At 66.3% G+C, this 19,403-nt stretch carries 14 protein-coding genes, 4 pseudogenes and 1 CRISPR repeat array; of the genes and pseudogenes, 5 read left to right on the plus strand and 13 right to left on the minus strand.

The window, feature by feature from the left end; genetic code table 11:
• Window positions 1-173: 173 nt before the first annotated feature.
• The 5 genes and pseudogenes from ACWY4P_RS43715 to ACWY4P_RS43735 all read right to left on the minus strand — a co-directional run.
• On the minus strand, window positions 174-701 hold the full coding sequence (locus tag ACWY4P_RS43715) for a hypothetical protein (protein ID WP_456206357.1): 528 nt from the start codon (window positions 699-701) through the stop codon (window positions 174-176).
• Between the two features lie 99 nt (window positions 702-800).
• On the minus strand, window positions 801-1,535 hold the full coding sequence (locus tag ACWY4P_RS43720) for a hypothetical protein (protein ID WP_456206358.1): 735 nt from the start codon (window positions 1,533-1,535) through the stop codon (window positions 801-803).
• Between the two features lie 559 nt (window positions 1,536-2,094).
• On the minus strand, window positions 2,095-2,541 hold the full coding sequence (locus ACWY4P_RS43725; protein WP_456206359.1) for an integrase core domain-containing protein: 447 nt from the start codon (window positions 2,539-2,541) through the stop codon (window positions 2,095-2,097).
• A gap of 180 nt (window positions 2,542-2,721) precedes the next feature.
• Window positions 2,722-3,462 (minus strand): hypothetical protein, encoded by a 741-nt coding sequence (locus tag ACWY4P_RS43730; RefSeq protein WP_456206360.1) that lies wholly within the window; start codon window positions 3,460-3,462, stop codon window positions 2,722-2,724.
• A gap of 1,105 nt (window positions 3,463-4,567) precedes the next feature.
• Window positions 4,568-4,964: pseudogene (locus tag ACWY4P_RS43735) on the minus strand (DDE-type integrase/transposase/recombinase); the annotation flags it as partial.
• A gap of 201 nt (window positions 4,965-5,165) precedes the next feature.
• A CRISPR array of direct repeats spans window positions 5,166-5,500; the repeat unit is 30 nt; unit sequence CGGACCACCCCCGCGTTGGCGGGGAGCACG.
• A gap of 139 nt (window positions 5,501-5,639) precedes the next feature.
• Here ACWY4P_RS43735 and ACWY4P_RS43740 point away from each other — a divergent pair.
• The 4 genes and pseudogenes from ACWY4P_RS43740 to ACWY4P_RS43755 all read left to right on the plus strand — a co-directional run.
• Window positions 5,640-6,707 (plus strand): annotated as a pseudogene (locus ACWY4P_RS43740) (IS21/IS408/IS1162 family transposase); the annotation flags it as partial.
• A 90-nt stretch (window positions 6,708-6,797) separates the two neighbouring features.
• Window positions 6,798-6,872, plus strand: a pseudogene (locus tag ACWY4P_RS43745) (SAM-dependent methyltransferase); the annotation flags it as partial.
• 300 nt (window positions 6,873-7,172) lie between these two features.
• Window positions 7,173-7,619 carry a hypothetical protein gene (locus tag ACWY4P_RS43750; protein ID WP_456206361.1) on the plus strand — a complete coding sequence of 149 codons (447 nt, stop codon included), beginning with the start codon at window positions 7,173-7,175 and terminating at the stop codon, window positions 7,617-7,619.
• Between the two features lie 106 nt (window positions 7,620-7,725).
• Window positions 7,726-7,827 (plus strand): annotated as a pseudogene (locus ACWY4P_RS43755) (SAM-dependent methyltransferase); the annotation flags it as partial.
• A 51-nt stretch (window positions 7,828-7,878) separates the two neighbouring features.
• Here ACWY4P_RS43755 and ACWY4P_RS43760 read toward each other — a convergent pair.
• The 8 genes from ACWY4P_RS43760 to ACWY4P_RS43795 form a co-directional block, all read right to left on the minus strand.
• Window positions 7,879-9,906 carry a tyrosine-type recombinase/integrase gene (locus ACWY4P_RS43760; RefSeq protein ID WP_456206362.1) on the minus strand — a complete coding sequence of 676 codons (2,028 nt, stop codon included), beginning with the start codon at window positions 9,904-9,906 and terminating at the stop codon, window positions 7,879-7,881.
• Window positions 9,907-10,017: 111 nt separating this feature from the next.
• Window positions 10,018-10,911, minus strand: a complete 894-nt coding sequence (locus tag ACWY4P_RS43765) for an IS3 family transposase (protein ID WP_456206363.1) — start codon at window positions 10,909-10,911, stop codon at window positions 10,018-10,020.
• Window positions 10,908-11,207 (minus strand): transposase, encoded by a 300-nt coding sequence (locus tag ACWY4P_RS43770; RefSeq protein WP_358647944.1) that lies wholly within the window; start codon window positions 11,205-11,207, stop codon window positions 10,908-10,910. Before ACWY4P_RS43770 ends, ACWY4P_RS43765 begins: the two co-directional genes overlap by 4 nt.
• Window positions 11,208-11,664: 457 nt before the next feature.
• Window positions 11,665-12,009, minus strand: coding sequence for a tyrosine-type recombinase/integrase (locus ACWY4P_RS43775; RefSeq protein ID WP_456206364.1), 345 nt, complete (start codon window positions 12,007-12,009; stop codon window positions 11,665-11,667).
• Between the two features lie 85 nt (window positions 12,010-12,094).
• On the minus strand, window positions 12,095-13,018 hold the full coding sequence (locus tag ACWY4P_RS43780; RefSeq protein ID WP_456213264.1) for a GNAT family N-acetyltransferase: 924 nt from the start codon (window positions 13,016-13,018) through the stop codon (window positions 12,095-12,097).
• 257 nt (window positions 13,019-13,275) lie between these two features.
• Window positions 13,276-13,737, minus strand: a complete 462-nt coding sequence (locus ACWY4P_RS43785; protein ID WP_456206365.1) for a hypothetical protein — start codon at window positions 13,735-13,737, stop codon at window positions 13,276-13,278.
• Complete coding sequence (locus ACWY4P_RS43790) at window positions 13,734-15,944, minus strand: site-specific integrase (protein ID WP_456206366.1); 2,211 nt, start codon at window positions 15,942-15,944, stop codon at window positions 13,734-13,736. The genes ACWY4P_RS43785 and ACWY4P_RS43790 overlap by 4 nt, the downstream gene beginning before the upstream one ends.
• Window positions 15,945-15,949: 5 nt before the next feature.
• Window positions 15,950-16,156: a hypothetical protein gene (locus ACWY4P_RS43795; RefSeq protein WP_456206367.1), complete on the minus strand. Its 207-nt coding sequence runs from the start codon at window positions 16,154-16,156 to the stop codon at window positions 15,950-15,952.
• 134 nt (window positions 16,157-16,290) lie between these two features.
• Here ACWY4P_RS43795 and ACWY4P_RS43800 point away from each other — a divergent pair, with 134 nt between their 5' ends.
• Window positions 16,291-19,350, plus strand: a complete 3,060-nt coding sequence (locus ACWY4P_RS43800; protein WP_456206368.1) for a Tn3 family transposase — start codon at window positions 16,291-16,293, stop codon at window positions 19,348-19,350.
• The last annotated feature ends 53 nt before the right edge of the window (window positions 19,351-19,403 follow it).

The raw sequence follows: 19,403 nt of genomic DNA on the forward strand, positions 1-19,403 counted from the left end.
GCGCTTGTCGTCAATGGCCTACGCAGCAGTCCGGGGAGATCACTCGCCGGAGGAACTCGATGCCGCCTGGGAAGACGCGTCCGCCCTTCTGCCCGCTGTCCGCACCGCTGGTCCCATCGTCATGGTCGAGGGACCACGCAGCGTCGCGGAATTGGCCGAGGACATCGTCCGCCTCAGTCCTCGGTTCCGAGAGCTTCGCGGGCTGCGGCTTGGAAGGCTCGGTCTGGTATCCGCTTGTCCTTGGCCGCTTTGTTGAAGCGGGTGTCGAAGTGGTCGAGGCGGCCGTGGCCCTCGCGTCGCGCTGCCTCGTACCATTGCAAGCCGACCATTTCCCATTCGTACATGGCTGTCCGGAGAGCGTCGGCGGCGTCCGCAACCTGTCGTGGCCCGGCGACCGTCACGCTGGCGACAGCGGTGCTGAACCGCGTCCAGGCGTCATGGGCCTCAACGAACCTGGCCTGCCACTGCTCCGGCGTGCTGCCCTCTTCCCACAACCGATCAGACATCTTCCACCAGGCTGCGGACAGCTCCTTTGCGCTGGCGAGGCAGGCGTTGTAGGCATTGCGTCGCACTTCATCGCGCCAGCGTCTGTGCTCAGCCTGTTGTTGTCGTCGCTGCTGACGGCTCTGCCCGTGGACGGTGAGCCATCCACCGCCCACCGCTCCGGGGGCTCCGATTGCGGCTCCGGCGACCGCGGCCACGCCTGCGTCCACAACGACGCATTAGACCGGGGCAAGATGCCGTGCACCAGACCATCGGCGGCCATTCACGGCCGACGCTCTGGGAGACATTGATGGCTGTCAGCGCAGGACGATCACGCGCCGGTCTCGGGGCGCATGGAGCTTGCCGCTCATGACCACCTCTTGCCGGGCCATGTCCGCCAGCAGCGCGGCGGCCCAGTCGTCCACCTTGCGTTTGCTGCCGCGGCGGTCCTTGCCGAAGGAGATGCCGTACTGGTTGGGGCGGCGCCGGGCGTTGAGCGCGTGGCGTCGCAAGGTCACGTCCCCCGTGTGCCGGATGGCACCGTCCTTCACAGCCTGTACCAGGCGTTCGTTGGCGAGCGTGGACTGCGACAGCCGCCCGCGCATGTCCCAGGCGATCGGATGCCGGGTGGACGCTCGTACGAGGACCTGCTCCCGGAAGGCTCCGCCCCAGGCGTCGATGTAGGACTCCCAGTACTCCACGTCGGCGAACATGCCGACCACCCGGACGGCCTGATCTACAGCGAGGCGGTCCACCTCCCAGCCCTTGCCATCCAGGCCCGCCGGGCGCTCCCAGATGCCCAGCGGCACGAACAGCCGGTCGGCCAGACGGCAGGCCAGCAGCGCGGTGGCATCGTCACGCAGCGCGCCGTCGAAGCCGAGGACGATGGCGTCGCGGTCGGCGAGGGCGGCGTCTGTACGGCAGGCGTCCCACTCATGCGGCGCGACGAGGGCGTCCTCGGCAGTGGCTACCTCGTTGAGGTAGAAGCGGCGGGCGTCGGCCGGGTCGGTGGAGGTGCCATAGACCTCCTCGACCACGCGGTCGATGTTCACCCAGGGGGGCAACCCGATACAGCCGCTCCAGCGCGGCCCGTACTTCGGCCTCGTCGGCGAGGGCGGTCACGGTGGCCTGCGGGTGGTAGCGCATGAGCCCGCTGAGCTCACCGCGGACCAGGGCGCGCTCGGCGTCCTCGGCGGTCCGCTCGGCGACCGACTCCTCGCCCGGAAGCCAGGTGTTCGTCGTTTCGATCGAACGGCCGTTCATCTTGCCAAGGTTCCAGCGGATCGTGGCGGCCAGCTTCTTGCCACCGTTGTTCGCCAGCCACAGGTGCGGCTCATCGAGAATGGCCGCGGTGAGCCGCTGTCCCTCGCAGGAGGTAGCCGAGGCCGTGACCGACTCCAGCCCCCCGCCCGTGTGCGGACGCGGGTCAGGCCAATGTCGAGCCCGGGGACGACGTCGGAGGCCTCGCCTTCGCGCAACAGCACCAGGGCGTGCGTGTTGTCGGTCTGGTCCTGGGAGACCGCGGCGAGCTGGACATGCGGGGAGGGGTGCGGGCGGCCGACCGCCTCCCCGGTGGCGTCGAACCCGTCGAACACCACCTCGGCGGCCAACTCACAGCAGGCCAGCGCAGCGGCCAGCGGAGACTTGCCTGCCCCCTTGGGCAGAACGATCTGCCCGCGGCGGAACAGCCACACCCTGGCGGTATCGACGGCGTACCACCAGGCGACAATCGGGGTCGGTAATCGGTTCGGGTAGTGGGTGGAGCGGTGTGGCGCTTGCGAGAGTGCGGTGAGGCCTGTGCTCGTTGTAGAACGCCTCGTACTCGCGTAGCGCGTGGAAGAGATGGGTCTGGTTCCAGATGAGGGTGCGGTCGAGGAGTTCGGTTCGGCATGAGCGCACCCAGCGTTCCGTGATCGCGTTCATGCGCGGCATCCGGACGCCGGTCTGGATGACCTGGATGTCCTCGGCTTGCACGACGGTGTCGAAGGACGATGGGTAGCGAACGTCCCGGTCCCGGATCAAGAACTTCGTCCCGATGCCTGCGTCTTGGAGGTCCATGGCCATATTGCGGGCGTGAAGGTGCGCCGTTCAGAAACCCATCGCGGCTGGTCAGGGTACATGGCTGTGTTCATTGATGAGGTTGTCGAGGATGTGCGTGCGGGGTAGGCGTGGTGGGGTGCGTTGCCGGCCAAGACTGCGTCGAACGACTCGGCCCACTTGCTGTCCTTGTCGCGGGGGTCAGGTTGCGTGCTTGCTGCGCTGTCCATTGCGCGGTGGGGTGAGCGGTGACGTCGGCCTGGCCAGCGGGTAGCCGATCTCCGTGATGTCCCCCGCGAGGTCGGCCAGCGTGACCTCTGGGTTCAACGCGCTGACCACACCTTCGGTCAGCGGACGTGGGGAAAAGACGTGACGAACGGCCTCCAAGTTGACCGGGGCCTCGTAGTAGTCCTGAGCCCACCGCTGAAACGCTTCCGCCGAGCGATCCACCAGCAGATGGAACAAATACTCGGCGCCGTCCGGATCTCCCGTGGTCTCCTCGGGGAAGTCGATGGTCCCCGTCTTCCAACTGCTGTCTCCCGGCTCCCGCCACATACACGCGGTGATGACAGGCATCCCGTCTTCGTCCGAGAACGCGGGTTCCTCAACACACGACCGGAAGACTTCGGGAACATCATCGAGCACCCCGGGCCATGGCCCGTCCTGTGCGTAGGGGCTCATGAGCGACTCGTGAGCGAACCCACGGACGTAGGCGCCCGCGGCCGAGAAAACGATCGAGTACTCGTCGCCCGACCCGGTACGCATCGAGGCCATCGACTCCGTGTCGGACCAGTGGGCATCGAAGGAGTGGTATCGGTTTTCCCACTTGGGACTCAGCACCGCCTCCAGCATTGCCATGGAACGGCAGTGATCTTGGAGGACGGCTATCTCGGGCAGCAGCCGAGCAATGTCATGAACGGTCACGCGCACATCCAAGCGCATGGCTCTGACACTCGGGACTCTCGCCTGGCGACTGACTCATGAGACATCGAAACAGTGGGGAACCTTTCCTGTTTTGCAGGCAACCGGTAGCAGCGCCCTCTGCCGAGACGCCAGCCGTAAGACGTCGAATACGAGTCCATCGGCCAATGCTCCGGGGAGTTCCGTCAAGGTTCACCAAGGTCGTCCAGGCTCGGAGCCGCAGCCGGATGTGCGGGTGTGTGGGGGAGACCACTGAGCGAAGGCAGTTGCGACGGATGCGCTTGGGGGAGCGCCGCGTTGACACTTGACGGCTGCCGTGTTTGGCGTCGTAAGGAGCTTGACAGCGCGCCAGGTCTGCGCAAGTATTAAAGTGGAGCATAAGAGGAGAATTGCCGCGCGGCTGGGGGTCAAGGGGTCGCAGGTTCAAATCCTGTCGTCCCGACCAGCATCATCGCAGGTCGGAGGCCGTTTCCGCGGGTAGCGGAGGCGGCCTTAACCATTTCCGGGCTGGGAGCAAGTGGGAGCCCTCTGGGAGCCCTCGTGCTCCCAACTCGCAGACGTGTCAACGGTGCCCGATTCGTCCGTCACCCGATCCGGTAGACCTACCGCGCCGTACCGCGCCCCTGTACGCCGTCGTCAACCAGGGGCCCCCGACGTCACCCCATCGATTCGGATGCTCTCTGCATCGAGAGGTATAAGAACCCCTTGTCGGCTCTCGACCCCCTTTCGAGGTGGGAGCACGATCTCGTGCTCCCCATGCGACAGGGGTAGGGGAGACTGCTGATGATCCCTGTGGGCAGGTTTCCGCAGGCAGTCCGTTCGTGGGGCTTTCGGTCGCGGTGGACGGCCTGCGTCAAGGGGCGGTAAAGCCCCTTGTCGTCCGCCGGCAGATGGGGCACTCCCAGGGTGTGAGTGCTGTATCCGGTTCTGGAGCGCCGTAACGAGACAGCCTTACGGGGCCTTGTCGGAATAAATAGTGTGCCAAGCGGGTGGAAGTGATGGCGCCGATGAGTGCAAGTGCTGGGTCAGTGGTCGGGGGAGACCGCATACCGGCACTGTCGCGTTATTGGGGCGTGGGTGTCTGACGGCGTGTCGGGGCCTGGTGGGCCCGGATGCCGGCCTGTGCTCAGGCCGCGGTGGGCCGACCGGCGAGGCCAGTGACCTGCTCCCGGATGGCGAGGCGGATGCTCATCTCGGCCCGGTGGCCGGGGCGGTTATGAGACGGTGGCGGGGCCGGAAGTGGGGTGAGATGCCGCGAAGGCGGACAGGAACCGCTGGGCCCCGCCGACGGAGCGGAAGCCTTTCATCGCGCGTTCGCGCTGCCTCGTCGGCTGACGGCTGCTCTCCGCCCGGTTGTTCAGGTGCTTCGACTGCCGGTGCTCCATGGAGGGTATGGCCTCGTGGTGAGCGGCGCCGTGGGAGCGCAGCTTGTCCGTGACGACCACCCGCTCCACCGCACCGGTCCTCTTGAGGAGCCTGCGGAAGAAACGCCTGGCCGCGGCCTTGTTCCGCCGGTCCTGTACCCGGCGTACAGGCCGACTCGTCCGCCATTACGGCTCTGACCTGGGAAAACACCCCGGTCGGGGCCGTTGCGTGCCCCGACAGACTTCCTTCGCCTACCTGCGGTTTCCCGTGTGTTCCCGCGTGAATGTGCACCGGCTGTGCACGCGGTTGTGCGTTCCCCTGCCAGGGTCGGCAGGGGAACGCATCGGCTGACGACACTGCGGACTACCCCCGCGTTGGCGGGGAGCGCCCCAACACACCCACCGACATGCCCGGAGAGACCGGACCACCCCCGCGTTGGCGGGGAGCACGACCATCGGGCACCCACGCCGGGCGGCCAGTTCGGACCACCCCCGCGTTGGCGGGGAGCACGGGCTTGGAGGGCGTTCCAGAGCCTCCAGATCCGGACCACCCCCGCGTTGGCGGGGAGCACGGATGAATGTAGTCATTCCACAGCGAGGATGCCGGACCACCCCCGCGTTGGCGGGGAGCACCCTGGCGAGACCGGAGGAACCCGCGAAAGTGTTGGACCACTCCCACGTTGGCGGGGAGCACGGACCGTATGACGGCGGAAATGCCAAGCTCCCTGAAGGCGGTCTGATCGCCTCCCCGCTGGCGGACACGGGATTTCCCCACTGACGGACGCGTGGTCCCTCTGGTGTCTCGCGATCACCCGGCCTGTTCTTCTTGGCCGGGTGAAGACCAAAGAGGAGATCATGGAGATTTTGGAAGCTTACGACCTCACGGGCAGTTACCGTGCGGCGGCCGAGCTGGCCGGGGCCGACCACCACACCGTGAAGCGGTATGTCGAGCTTCGCGGCAAGGGCAGCGACCCGACAAAGCGGCAGCAGCGGCCAAAGATGATCGACGAGTTCATGCCGAAGATCGAGGAACTCATCGAACGCTCCGGCGGCCGGATCGGTGCCGACAAGGTGCACGAGAAGATCACCGCGATGGGCTTCACCGGAACCGACCGCACCACCCGCCGGGCGGTCGCCGCGGCAAAGGCGTCGTACCGGGCGGGCCACCGCCGCGTGTTCCGCCCCTGGATACCCGAGCCGGGCCTGTGGATCCAGCGGGACTGGGGCGACGGCCCGAAAATCGCCGGTCGAAGAACCTGGCTGTGGTGCGCTTGGCTCGCCTGGTCCAGATTCCGCGTCGTCATCCCGGTGCTCGACAAGACACTGCCGACGATCGCGTCCTGTCTGGACGCAACACTGCGGCGGATCGGCGGGGCCCCGACCTATGCGCTCACCGACAACGAGCGGACGGTCACCACGGACCATATCGCGCGCATACCGGTACGCAATCCGCAGATCATCGAGATCGGACACCACTACGGGCTCACCATCCGGACGTGTGTCCCGGCTGATCCGCAGTCCAAAGGCGGCTCCGAAGCGACGATGCGGATCGCCAAGCGGGACCTGGTGCCCACCGAGGTCAACCTTCGCCCCGCTTACCGGGGTTTCGTCGAACTCGAGGACGCATGCAACGAGTTCACCGGCGAAGTGAACAACAAGGTCCACCGCGCGATCCGGCGTCGGCCCATCGAGGCCCTGGCGGAGGAGGCACTGCGGCTGCACCCGCTGCCGGTCAGCCCGTTCACTGCCGCGCTGGGCACCACCCGGAAAGTCGCGAACGACGCCACGATCTCGGTCGATTCGGTCCGTTACTCAGTCCCGCACCAGCTGGCTGGACACACCGTCTGGGCCCGCTTCCACGGCGACGAACTCTTCTCTGAACTAACCAGGGTGTCCCGTGACCAGGTGACGGGACGATCAGTCCTGGGGAGGAGGGCCGGAACGGGGCCGGAGAACGGCTGTGAACAGCGCGGGTGTTAGTTTCCCGCCCGTGTAAAACACCAGGATGAGACCAGGGCGGCCTACGACGGGGTCGTCGAGCTCTATGCGTCGATGTTCACTGGCCGACGGTCCAGAAGAAGTTGATCAGCGTGACCGCCGCTCCGCACAGGATCGCGGCACCGCACGGTCTTGCCACGGGACGCACTGTTGGGGTCAATATCGATCACGGCTTGGTCCTCCTGTCGGCGTGCGGACGTGGCTCGTCCGACAGACAGGTGCACCGACCGAGCCCGTCCGCGACCGCAGACGGCGACCCCATCGGGACGGGGCGATGCGCCGGAGGTCGGGAATGGCCGCGACGTACAATCGCAGTGAAGGCGAAGCGCCAGGCCGAGATTCCGGCACCGGTGTGAGGGAGGGGTCAGGATGTTCGGTTCGAAGAAGAAGCGCAACGATTTGAACGATCTGATGGCGCAGCTCAGGCCCGACCTGAGTCGGGAATCGCTCGGCGTCGGGCCCGACTTCCCGGGCGTCGCCCCGAACCCGCTCCTGAGCAGTGATGCACGGAAGCGCAATGCGGAACTGCGTACGGGGGCGCTTGCGCTCGGCGTTCTCGTCAACTGGCGGGAGGTCAGCAGCAGTCCACGCGTGGTCCTGATGTTCGACGTGGAGACCGCCGGCGGCATCTCGTTCCGCGGTATCGCAGACGAAGACCTCACGATCACCGAGCTCACCCGACTCGCCCCAGGACAGACGTTGCCCGTGCGCTACCGGCCGGCCGTCATGGACCACTACGTCGCCCTTGCCCGGGACGCGGACCCCGCCCACGTGCAGCAGCTCTCTGACGAGATCGCGAGCCGCAAGCGGACCTGACCCGAAGCCATTGGCCGGATCCCTAGGGCGTGTCTGGCAAAGGTTGAGCGTCCTGGCTGGAACTCTGGTCCCGAGTCGCGTTTTCAGTTGCTCTCGGATGCCCAGTGGTCTGGCCGGTGCCGGCCTCGTCACAGTGGCTCGGTTGCTCCACGACCCAGCGTCCGAGCGGGGCTTCCTCGACACCCACTTGCTGGCCCGCCGCCCGTAGAGCGTGGCCTGGGTCAGGGTGGTGTAGATCATCCGCGTGGATGAAGCTCGTCTAACTTGAAGGTCCTCTTGCCGTACTGATTCGTGTCGCGATCTGGCTGAAGTGGGGCATGCCTAGATCGATCACTTGGCGTTGACGGACTTGCTCTGTATCGAGCTGGATGAGCTTCTCCTCTGCGCTGGCGAGGCTGACTTGGAGTCCTTCGATCTCACCGAGCCATCCCTCCTGTTCTGCTTCGGTGATTCGGGCGATCAGGTTGTCGCGGATCTCGACGAGGCGGTGTCTCTGATCCGGGTCCGGTCGGAGCATGGAGCATCGAATACACGCGTGTTCGTGGATGCAGGGCGTTCCGAATGCGCGAGCGCAGATTCCGATGGACAGTTTGCGTCGCTCGAAGTGCCCGAGGAAGGCATCCCATTCTTCGTTGGTGGGGGTTCGGTACTCCTCGCTGGGCCGGAGTGTTCGGCGCCGGGCGATGGATGCGCGATGGGCTTCGATGGCCTCGCCGGGGTAGATGGCGTTGTATCCCATGGTCGTGTTGATGCTGGTGTGCCCGGCGATGACCTGCGCGATGTGCGGGGGAAGGCCGCTGCGGATGGCGTCGGTGATGAAGATTCGCCGAAAGTCATGGGGCGAGAAGTCCAAAGGCTGTCCGGCTGAATCGGTCAGATTCGTGGAGGCCAGCACCTCTTGGAGTGCTTCGCGCAGGAGCTTCGGGGAGAGGCGGGAGCTCTCGCCGCTGCGGCACCACTGGAAAAGCAGTGGCATCTCCGGATTCCAGGTCTTCTCTGCCATGTCATAGCTGGAGACGTAGGGGACCGCACCGGTGCGAGGGTCGCGGATGCGGGCGATGATCGCGCTGAGCACGTCGGCGAGCTCCGGGCTGACCAGGATGACTCGTTCCTCATCGGTTTTGGAGGGCGCGATCTGCAGGAGGGGGACAATCTCGCCGGTCGTGGGCAGTCTGTACTGGATCAGGCTGTGATGGCTGGCCTCCAGCATCTCCTCAATGCGGACACCAGTGTGCTGAAGGAACTCGACCATCGCCCAGGCCCAGAACGCGCGGCTCTCCGCGAGGGCCAGGTCGACGCGCCGGCCGGTGGCAATGTTCACCGCCCAGGTGGTTCCGTCCTTCGCTGCCCGCATGAAGGTGTCACCCGCGAAAGCGAACTGACCGCCTGGCGGGGTGTCCATCAGTGCCTGTAGTCGGGCTTTGGCTGCGTGGAGGCATGATGAAGCCGCTCGGGCGACAGCAGGCAGAGCCGGAAGTCGTTCCCGCGTCCGGTGGTCCATCCGAGCTTTGCGCCGCTTGTTGTCTTTCACGACAGCGACATCCGCGTCCTTGATCGGACTCGGCACCGCCCAAGGCCCCCAGCGTGCTGGCTCGTCGATGGCCCACTGGGCGATGTCGAGATAGAACGCCCGGACGGAGATCATGATGCTGGCGACGTTGGCGCGTTCGGTCACTACTTCACGCACTTTGCCGTCTGGTTGGCGGCGCCGTCCGATGCGAGTCCGGCATCTCTGTTTCCAGGCCACGCTCACCTCGGGCGCCAGGTGGAGAGAGTCGATCCCCGGATGATGTTGTTCCAGGTCACCCCAGAAGTTGCTGGCCAGGTGCCGGGACAAGTTGTTCAGGGACGTGTAGTCGAGACCCGGCTGCCGCTCTTTGAGATAGTCCACCAAGAGATCTCGGACAGGGCGGCAGCGGACGCCGAACCGGTCGACGAGCTGCTCCATTGACACCTGGCCACTGGTGTTGGCCAGGTAGCGCAAGGAACTGGGCGCTTCTGCGGGCAGGGTGCCCAACTCTCGCAGCCAGGCGTAGAAGAGGGTGTTGCCGCGGGCTTTGACGTTCGCGGCTTTGTTCGCCGCTTTGAGTTCGGCGAGATACTCCACGGCGTCGCCGACGGTGATGTCCGCCAAGGTGCCGCCCTTGGCGGACACGATCTTGACCAGGGAGTGCAGGGCGTGACGCCCGACTTTGGAGGACCACGTGGCAGATTCGATCATCGCTTCAAGCTGGGCGAATCCTTCCGGGTCACGGGCGGGGATCAGCCCGATACGTAGGCTCGTCATGTTGGCCGAGGTCCGTGACAGCAGCCAGGGAAGGGCGGGCCTGACAACGTCGGCGCAGATCAGACTCAGCAGTCCCCCTGAAGTTTCCCCGTGATCCCGGACACTCTTCTTCTATGCTGCGAGTACTTGGTCGTTGCGGAACCGCTGTAGCGTCTCGTGGGGTGTGAGATACCCGAAGAGAGGGTGCTTGCGCAGTCGGCGCCGGTTATAGAAGGTCTCGATGAAGGCGAAGGCCTCGGCGCGGGCGGTGGCCCGGTCGGGCCAGATCCGGGTACCGATCTCTTCCTTGAGTACAGCCCAGAAGCTCTCGGCGGCAGCGTTGTCAAAGCAGGAACCTGTCCGGCCGGTGCTCTGGCGAAGACCCAACGCGCTTATCTCGGCACGGAATTCAGCCGAGGTGTATTCGCTTCCGCGGTCGCTGTGGGTGATGCAGCCGGGTTCCAGGTTGCCCCGGCCATGGGCCATCCGCAGAGCGTCGACCACCAGCTCGGCGCGATGGTGATCGGCCATCGCGTAGCCGACGACCTCGCGGGCGGCCAGGTCCAGCCAGCAGGCGAGGTACAGCCAGCCCTCACGCGTGGGCAGGTATGTGATGTCCCCGACCAGCCGTGTTCCTGGCCGGGCGGCGGTGAAATCACGGCCGATCAGGTCTGGGGCCGACCGGGCCTGCCGGCCGGGGCGGGTCAACGAGCGGCGTCTTCGGCGCGTGACACCGGTGATCTGGCGTTCGCGCATGATCCGCTCCACCCGCTTGCGGTTGACCGGCCAGCCCAGTCGCCGCAGCGCGGCGTGCACGCGCGGGACACCGTAGGCACCCTTCGAGGCCAGGTGGATCACCATGATCTCGTGGGCCAGGGCCTCATCCGCGCGCACGCGTTCCTCTCGGGCCTCCTCAGCCTCCAGCCAGGCATAAAAAGAGGAACGGACTACGCCCAGGACACGGCACAGCAGGGCCACCGGATACGTGGCCTTCTCCGCAGCGATGAACCGGTAGACCTCGTTCACCGGTCGCTGTCCTGAGCGAAGAAGGCCGCGGCTTTTTTCAGGATCTCGATCGTCTTCTGCTGCTCGACGTTCTGCCTGCGCAGTCGCCTGAGCTCTTCGCGCTCCGCGCTGGTCAGGTCACCCGCCCCACCCTCTCCAGCGTCGATCCGGTCACGCCTGACCCAGCCGCGCAGGCTCTCCGGGCTCACCCCCAGGTCCCGCGCGACCTCTGTGATCGTCTTGCTGGAGGAGCGGGCCAACGCGATCGCGTCCCGCTTGAACTCCTCCGAATACCGCTTCGAGTACTGACTACCCACCTGGCACTACTTCCTCTGGAACCTCACGTCCCAGTCTCCAGGTGTCCACGATCAAGGGGAAGCTTCACCCCCCCCGACAGTGCCTGCCGTTGCGAGGGACCAGCAGCCGTTCTGATCCAACCGGGTGCCAACCGGGCCCAGTCGTTGCCAGGACACGTGCTCGCGGGACTGGTATTCCAGCGCTGCTGCCAGGTGGCCCCCGGGAAGGTCTCCAGCCACTGCAAGGTCTGGCGAGCTCCTCGGATCCTGGCTCGGTGCTGCCTCACGTCCGTCGGCCGCAGAGGAGGTTTCTCCAGACGAGCAAGGATGTCGGCCTGCGTGCCTGCCGTGGCCGCCCAGTGATCCTCAGCAGGTCTGGGTGGGAAGCGCAAAGCGACGGCTTTCAATGCCTCCCCGGCCAGGCGCAGGGACGTGGGAGGTGCGACATGTGTCGCGATGGACAGGGTCTCCGTAGGTGTCACCAGGCAGTCCCGAAAAGGTTGTTGAGGGATTCAGGGTTGTAGCCGGCTGCCGGAGGCGCGGGAGTCCGCTCGGCGGACTTGGCCCGTCGGGCATGGTGTGCCCGAACGTGTTCGATCACCTCGTCCCGGTCGGCCGGAAGATAGAGCTGTGTCGTCGAGAGGTGTGCATGACCGAGCACCCACTGCACGTCGGTCAGGGGCATCTTCGGATCCCTCGCCAGCCGATAGGCGGCGGTGTGTCTTGTGTCGGCAGAGGCCGTGTGCGGTTGGGTTCGTGTGGTCATTGAGCTGGTGTGCTCTCGACGCCCCGTTCGCGACGATGACAGCAGCGCGTGTTGCATTCCAGCCTCGCTGGTGTGATGCAGTTCACTCTGTTGATCGCGGGCGAGTGGGCGGGACGCCGTTGCGGGAGCCCCGCGCCCTCGGTCAGCTCCAGATCATGCAGATCCGGCGTGCGAAGTTGACGTATCCGATGCGCTGGAAAGCGTTCGCCATGGGGGTGTTGCCGAGATCCGTGGCTGCCCGGATGCGGGGGACATCCTGCGCGCTGAGGATCCGGGTGCCTTCGGCAAGGATCTCGTCGATGTAGCCGTTGCCCCGGTGTTCGGGGAGTACGGCGAGGTAGCCGATGACGGGGTTGTAGTCGTTGCGGGCCGGGGTGACGAACCCCACCGGCTCGCCGTCCGGCAGTGTCGCGATCCGCCACCAGTCCTGCGGGCTCCGGAAGTGCGCGAGCTCCTCCTCATGGTGTCTGGCCGCCGCTTCGCGGGGGGACATCCGGGCCAGGTTGTCCCTGCTGTGCGCGTCCAGCGTTCCGTCCAGGACCCGAGTCATCAAGCCGAGGATTTCCTCGGTGCCGCGGACCGGCCGGAACGCCAGGCGCCCCCTCGGTTCGGGGAGTGGCGTCCCGGGACGCCACTCCAGAAGCAGCCGTTCGACGAACTGCCGGGCGCCGGTCCGTTCCAGGGCGAGCATGCGGTCCTCGACGATGCGCCCGGTCACTCCGCCCTCGCGCCAATCGGGTGGGACGGCTCGGTTGTACTCGGGTGGACGGGCGTTGGCTGGGACCACTGCGGCCGTGGCGGCCCGCAGCAGTCGCACGCCGATGTCCACACGATCGCGATCCGCGCTGCTGTCGTCGATGTCGAAAATATCCAAAAGGAATGGTGTGTCGTCTCCCGTCCGACCCCACCATGCGACCCTGGCCAGTAGACGCTCGCCGCGAAGGGCGACCCACATCCATTCCGGACGTCGGCGGCCGGCGGCAAGGTCGTCCGCCAGTTCCTCGTTGAGGGTGTAAGGCAGTTGGGAGAAAAGGACGAGTTCTTCGCGTCCGGTGATCGGGCGCATGGTCAGGTCGTTCTGATTCACGGTCAAGGCACGCTCCGGTGAAGGCGCCCGTCCGCTCCGAGGTCAGATGTGGTCCGCACCCCGGGAGGACACAAGCGCGGTGATCATGGGGATCATGGGCTTATCCCTCCTCTCGCTGTCGTGGCCCCTCACCCTCGTGGTGGGGGTTCCGCCGTAACGTCTAGCCAAGCGCCGCCCCGTCCGCAAGCCCTTTTCGATCGCCCTGCGTCCGACAGTGCCCAGTGCATCCCGGTGTGTCAGCTGCATGTTCCGATCACTGTGGTTCGCGGCGCGGGAAGGCGGCTCACGCGGCTTGTGCCGAGGGCGGATTCACGGAGTCGGACGATCTCTTCGTGCTGGGCGGCGAGCCGTGCCAGGGCCTGGGCGCGGAAGTCCATAAGCTCGTTGATCGTCTGCTCGGATCGGGTCAGCCGTTCCCTGAGCTTGGTGCTCTCCGCCTTGAGTCGGACGATCTGGGCTTCACGGGGGTCGGGGATGTCTCCGGTCTGCTGCAGAGCCTGGCGGCGACGCTCGAACTCGGCACGGAGGTGGGAGTAGGGACGGGTGCCATAGAAGGCGGTGCGGTCGACACCCGCTTCACGGGCGAGGGTCTTGATGTCGCACTTTCCGCCGGGCGGGAGCTCGCCGCGCAGGAGGCGGTCCATGGCGGCCCGGATACGGTTCTCGTTCTCAGCCCGCTGGGCTCGGGAGATTCTCACGCGGACTCCTCGTTCTCGGTCACGGTGGCGGCGTCGATCTCAGCGACGACCCGGAGGGCCCGGTCGTAGTCCGCTTGGAGCCTGGTGCGTTCGGTCTTGCGTGTGGTGCCGAGCTGGCCGAGAAACATCTCGGTGCGTTCGGCGTGCTCGGCCCAGACGGGCCGGTGGCAGGGATGGTGAGTAGCCTGCAGGCAGCGGGCCGAGTCACACATCCCGACCAGGGGACGATCCGCCGTCGGGGTGCCGGCCAGCTTGAGGCAGAGTGCCCGGGACGGGTCGGCGAACCAGCAGTAGTTCGCCGGGCCGAGGTGAAGTACCTTGGCCCGCTTGGTCAGCAGATTGAGCACGTCGCGGTCGCTGCGCTGTGTCTTGGGCGCCGTTGCTGCTGCCGCATCGAGCTTCTCGTCGATGCTGGCGAAGAACTCGGTGAGGCTCCGGGCTCCGGGACCCGCCGGGAGGACGCCCTGCTGGTAGTTTCGGAACTCGCCCAGGACCAGGTCGAGGTTGCGGTCGCCTTCCAGCTTGTTGACCTCGGCCAGCAGTTCGGCTTGGGCTCCGCCGGGGCGAGAACTGTAGCCCTCGGTTGTCGCGACAACGATGTGCTTCAGGTGGATCTTGGTTGCGAGGACGCCGCCGGGCCGGTAGGCCATCTCCAGTGCAAGGGTCCTGCGTAGTCGCCGCAGGTTGACGAGGCCGTCCGGGATGGGGGCGAGGCCGAGCCGTGTCCCGGCTTCGGAGTTGACCCAGTTCCGGAACCACCGGTAGCGGACGTCGAAGGCGAACCGCCCCAGTAGTGACGCTCCTTCGGCAGGGGCGGTGTGCAGTCGTTCGATGAGTTCCGCGGCGCGATAAGCGGGTTCGATGACCACCCATTCGTCGACGACGCCGCCGAGTCCCTGGCCTTTGATTACCTTGCTGACCAGCCGGTAGCGGATCAGGCCGGGGGCGGGTTCCTCCGACCGGCGGCAGCCGACTTCCAGTTCCATCAGCTCGGACGAGCGCATCCCGGAGGCCGCTGCCAGGACGATGACTGCGGCGGTGCGGACGATGCCGACCAGCGCGACGGCCTGTTGCCGATGCAGCGGCGACGTCCACGGCACGGTGGTGTCCCCGGCCGCCATCGTGACCGCGACCGCGTTCCTGCCGAATTCCCGCTCCGCACCGACCGACGCAAGAGTTTCCTCCAACGGCCCTCGCAGCGCGGGCAGCCACCGAGGGCTGAAAAAGCTGAATCCGGCCCGCCGTGCGAGGAGGTCCAGAGAGATGCCCACCAGCGGATCATGCTTCGACCAGCCCTTGGCGATCCTCTCCGTAACATGGTGGTCAGGCAGCAGCGTCAGCGGATTGTTCGTCTGTCTGTGCTCGGCGAGCAACGCGGTGATCTCCGGTTCCGGATCCTGAGCCCGGGCCTTCTTCCGTCCCTGGGCCCGTCTGACGTCGCGGGAGTTGCGGGCCCCGCGGCGGTCGGCTTCCCGTATCTGCTCGGCGAGCGTGATGGCGTGTGGGCCGAATACTGTCAGCAGGTAGAGAGCGGCCGCGAGCATCGGCTGCAGCACGCCGCCCTCGACGGGCTGGGTCTTGTTCTCGTCCCTTCCGTTGGGCATCTCGGCGACGGCCGAAGGGGTGGCACCGCCCCACGGAATCAGGTTGGCGGCAGGCTGGTCTGCGGTGAAAAGCTCGCGGTAGTTGACCAAGTCGACCGGGACCATGGCGGCAGCCCGCCGGGTTGCCGGGCTCTGGCTGCCGACCACGGTGCCGTTCTCGTCGAGCACGTAGCGCCGGTGCCACAGATATGCCTCACAGCACTCCGTGTCCACCTGGCCCAGCGAGGTGACGCCCCGTGCGTCGAGCCAGCGGAAGAAACGGCTGAGCTCGGCGAGGCGCCCCGCGCATGTCCACAGATGCAGCGCGGTGCGGTAGGCGCGAGGCAGCGGCGCGACCACCGGATGCCGCGGTGCCACCAAGGCCATCACGAGTTCTTTGGCGACCAGGCGCCAGTCCGGGGACACAATGGTGGTGAAGTCCAAGCGCCGGGCGCTCAGCGGCATCTGGACCGGCAGTCCGATCACTTCGGTGAAGTCCCACAGATCGTCGTCGAAGACCACGCGGTCAGCCTCTGCGGGCAACTGGAGGCCCGCCTCCTCGCAGACGTCCGCGCCGACGAAAGGAGACGCGGCATGCGCGCTGTGGGCGTAAGGCGAAGTCATGCCAATCACGCGGTCAACTCCTCTGGCCTCAGGGGAATTTCTTCGTCCTGGTCGGTGACCTGGGTTGCGGCCTGGGCCAACACACGCGGGTCGAAGCGGTCCAGGACCTGCTGAATTCGGGTGGCGTAGGAGGGCAACCGGAATACGCCGGAAACGTGCCGTAGGCCGTCTGCGGTGGTGATCTGAAGCTCGCTGGCCCACTCATGGGTCACCTGTTCGTGGGTTCTTCTGATGATTCGCGGCGGGGTGCCTGGATGGCTTCTTCCCTGGTCATGTGCTTGTGGTGTCTGTGATCGGCTCGGCTGCGTGCGCTCCGTCCGGGTGAGCGGCCGGGATCATGCGGCGCATGGCTTCGGTGGAACGTACCGCGTACCCGCGGTTCAAGCGCACGATCTCCTCTCGCGAGTTGCATGAGGCGTTCACCCCCGGCACGGCCGAGGTGGCGTGGGCGCGGGGCAAGGCGCGCTCGCCGGAGCATCTGCTGGTGCTGGTGGTGATGCTGAAGAGCTACCAGAAGTTGGGCTACTTCCCGGAGCTGGGCCAGGTGCCGGACCTGGTGGTCGGGCATGTGCGCGGCCTGCTGGAGCAGGACGAGAGCGTGTCGCCGCGGCACGACTCGGTGCGTACGGCCGCGCGGCAGCGGGACTTCATCCGTGAACGGCTCGGCGTGGTCTACGACATGGAAAAGGCCCGGGAGGTCGCCGCGGCGGCGATTCGGGAGGCCGTGCAGACCAAGGACAATCCGGCCGACCTGATCAACGTGGCGCTGGAGAAGCTGGTCAAGGCGAGGATGGAGCTGCCCGGCTACAGCACGCTGGACGAGATGGCCTCGGCGATCAGGACCGAGGTGAACGAGGACTTCTTCGCGGCGATCGTGTCGCGGATGGATGAGGTCGAGCAGGCCCGGTTGCTGGGACTGCTGCGGGTGCCCGTGGGCGGTCGCAGCAGGTTCGACGAGCTGAAGCGCCCGGCGAAGGCACCAACGGTCTCCCACCTGCGTGAGCACCTTGCCCACCTGGACAGGCTGGAAGGGTTGGGGGCAACGGTGACGTGGCTTCAGGGGGTGCCGCCGGGGAAAGTGGAGCACTTCGCCGGGCAGGCGAAGGTGCTGGACGCCGCCGAGATGTCCAAGGTCGGCGTGGTGAAGCGGTGTGCGCTGCTGGCGAGTCTGCTGCACATGGCGAAGATGCGGGCCCGGGACGAGTTGGTGACGATGCTGTGCAAGCGCATGGGGTCGATCGCGAAGAAGGCGAAGGAGGATCTGGAGAAGATCCGTGAGCGGCACCGGGCGGAGTCCGAGCGGCTGATCGCGGTGCTGGGTGAGGTGATGGAGGCGGCCAAGGACGCGGTCGGCTTCGACGGTGAGTCGGTCACCATCCCCACCAATGCCCGCAAACAGAACGCGGTGCACGCCGAGTGCGGCAAGGCGGTGCTGGAGCGTCTGGAGAAGGCCGGCGGGCTGGCCAAGCTCTCGGAAGACCACGAGCTGGTATCCGCCCACCACGGCGACAACTACGCCCCGCTGATGCGGCGGCACTTCCGCAGCCACCGCAAGGTCCTGCTCGACCTGACCGAGACCCTTCAGATGGTCGCCACCTCCACCGACGACACGGTGCTCCAGGCGGTGGAGTTCTGCCAGGCCATGCGCCACCGCGGCAGCCAGTGGGTGCCGGTCACGTACACCCTCACCGAGGATGACGGCACCAAGAAGACGAAGACGGTCTCGGCCGACTTCGCCTCGCAGATGTGGCAGCGCATCCTGTTCGACAAGCACAAGTCGGGGAAGATCAATCGGTGGCACTTCGAGGTGTGCACGCTCTTCTACCTCGCCCAGGAGCTGCGGACCGGAGACGTGGCGGTCATCGGCTCGGAGTCGTACGCCAACCTGCACGACCAGCTGCTGTCCTGGGAGGCGTGCGAGCCGCTGGTCGCCCACTACTGCGAGCAGGCGGGACTGCCCGCCACCGCCCCGGCGTTCATCGCGGCGCTGAAGCAGAAGCTCACCGCCACGGCCGCGAAGGTGGACGCCGGGTACCCGGACAACGCGGACCTGACCATCGACACCGCCTCGGGGAAGATCGTGCTCACGCCGCGCAAGGGTAAGGACCGCCGCAAGTCCGCGCAGGACCTGGAGGCGGAGATCCTGCGCCGGCTGCCGGAGTGGAGCCTGCTCGATGTGCTCGCCCGCACCGCGTACTGGATCCAGTGGTGGCGCCACTTCGGGCCGGCCTCCGGAAGCGATCCGAAGATCCGTGACAAGCTCGCCCGCTACGTTTTGACGGTCTTCTGCTACGGGACGAACGCGGGCCCCGCGCAGGTCGCGCGGCACATGCGGCAGAAGGTCTCGGTGCACGAGCTGTCACTGGCGGGCAACCAGCACATCACCGCGGAGAAACTGAACGCCGCCTCGGCGGACGTGATCGACATGTTCATTCAGCTCGACCTGGCGCATGTGTGGGGCGATGTCGGCAAGGCCGGGATCGACGGCTCCCAGTACGACACCTGGGAGAACAACATGCTGGCCGAGTCCCACATTCGGTATGGGGGATTTGGCGGCATCTCGATGCGACACGTCTCCGACACCTATATCGCGCTCTTCAGCCACTTCATCCCGTGTGGCGTGTGGGAGGCGGTGTATCTGTTCGAGGGCCTGCTGAAGAACCAGTCCGAGGTGACCGTGGACATCGTCCACGGGGACACGCAAGGCCAGTCGCTGCCTGTCTTCGGGCTCGCGCACATGCTCGGCGTGGAGCTGCTGCCGCGCATCCGTAACTGGAAGGACCTGACCTTCTACCGTCCCAGCGCGACGGTGAAGTACCAGCACACCGACCCGCTGTTCGGCGACCCAGAGAAGGACGTCATCAACTGGCGGCTGATCGAGAACCACTGGCAGGACCTCATGCGCGTGGTGCTTTCGATCCGGGAGGGGCGGCTGTCCTCGGCCGCGCTGCTGCGCAGGCTGGGTAACGAGTCCAAGCGCAACCGCATCTACCAGGCGTACCGCGAATTGGGGCGGGTGATGAGGACGATCGTGCTCCTGAGGTTCTTGTCGGAACCCGAGCTGCGCGAATCGATCCAGTCGATGACGAACAAGGTCGAGGCGTTCCACAAGTTCAGCAACTGGCTGATGTTCGCCTCCGACGTGCTTCAGGACAACGACCCGGACCACCAGGAGAAAACCATCAAGTTCAACGAGCTGCTGGCGAACTGCCTCATTTTTCATACCGCCGTGGACATCACGAGGGTGGCTAACGACCTCATCGACGAGGGGTGGGAGGTGGACCCGGTGGACCTGGCCACTGTCACCCCGTACATCACGAGCAAGACCCGCCGCTTCGGGACATGGCACTTGGACATGGAGCCGCCCGAGAACGAGGCGGTAGGGCGGTTGCGGAGGGCCGCGTGACGGCGGGCGCACGAAATACCTGGGTTCCGTCCGACCGGGTCGGACGGAACCCA

Source organism: Streptomyces sp. LZ34 (assembly GCF_053890475.1).

Bases quoted from the DNA above. Each gene is read 5' to 3' on its own strand.
- ACWY4P_RS43725 (WP_456206359.1), bottom strand. From the start codon at position 2,541: ATGGACCTCCAAGACGCAGGCATCGGGACGAAGTTCTTGATCCGGGAC.
- ACWY4P_RS43780 (WP_456213264.1), bottom strand. From the start codon at position 13,018: ATGCGCCCGATCACCGGACGCGAAGAACTCGTCCTTTTCTCCCAACTG.
- ACWY4P_RS43800 (WP_456206368.1), top strand. From the start codon at position 16,291: ATGGCTTCGGTGGAACGTACCGCGTACCCGCGGTTCAAGCGCACGATC.
- ACWY4P_RS43760 (WP_456206362.1), bottom strand. From the start codon at position 9,906: ATGACGAGCCTACGTATCGGGCTGATCCCCGCCCGTGACCCGGAAGGA.
- ACWY4P_RS43775 (WP_456206364.1), bottom strand. From the start codon at position 12,009: ATGCAACACGCGCTGCTGTCATCGTCGCGAACGGGGCGTCGAGAGCAC.
- ACWY4P_RS43730 (WP_456206360.1), bottom strand. From the start codon at position 3,462: ATGCGCTTGGATGTGCGCGTGACCGTTCATGACATTGCTCGGCTGCTG.
- ACWY4P_RS43750 (WP_456206361.1), top strand. From the start codon at position 7,173: ATGTTCGGTTCGAAGAAGAAGCGCAACGATTTGAACGATCTGATGGCG.
- ACWY4P_RS43790 (WP_456206366.1), bottom strand. From the start codon at position 15,944: ATGACTTCGCCTTACGCCCACAGCGCGCATGCCGCGTCTCCTTTCGTC.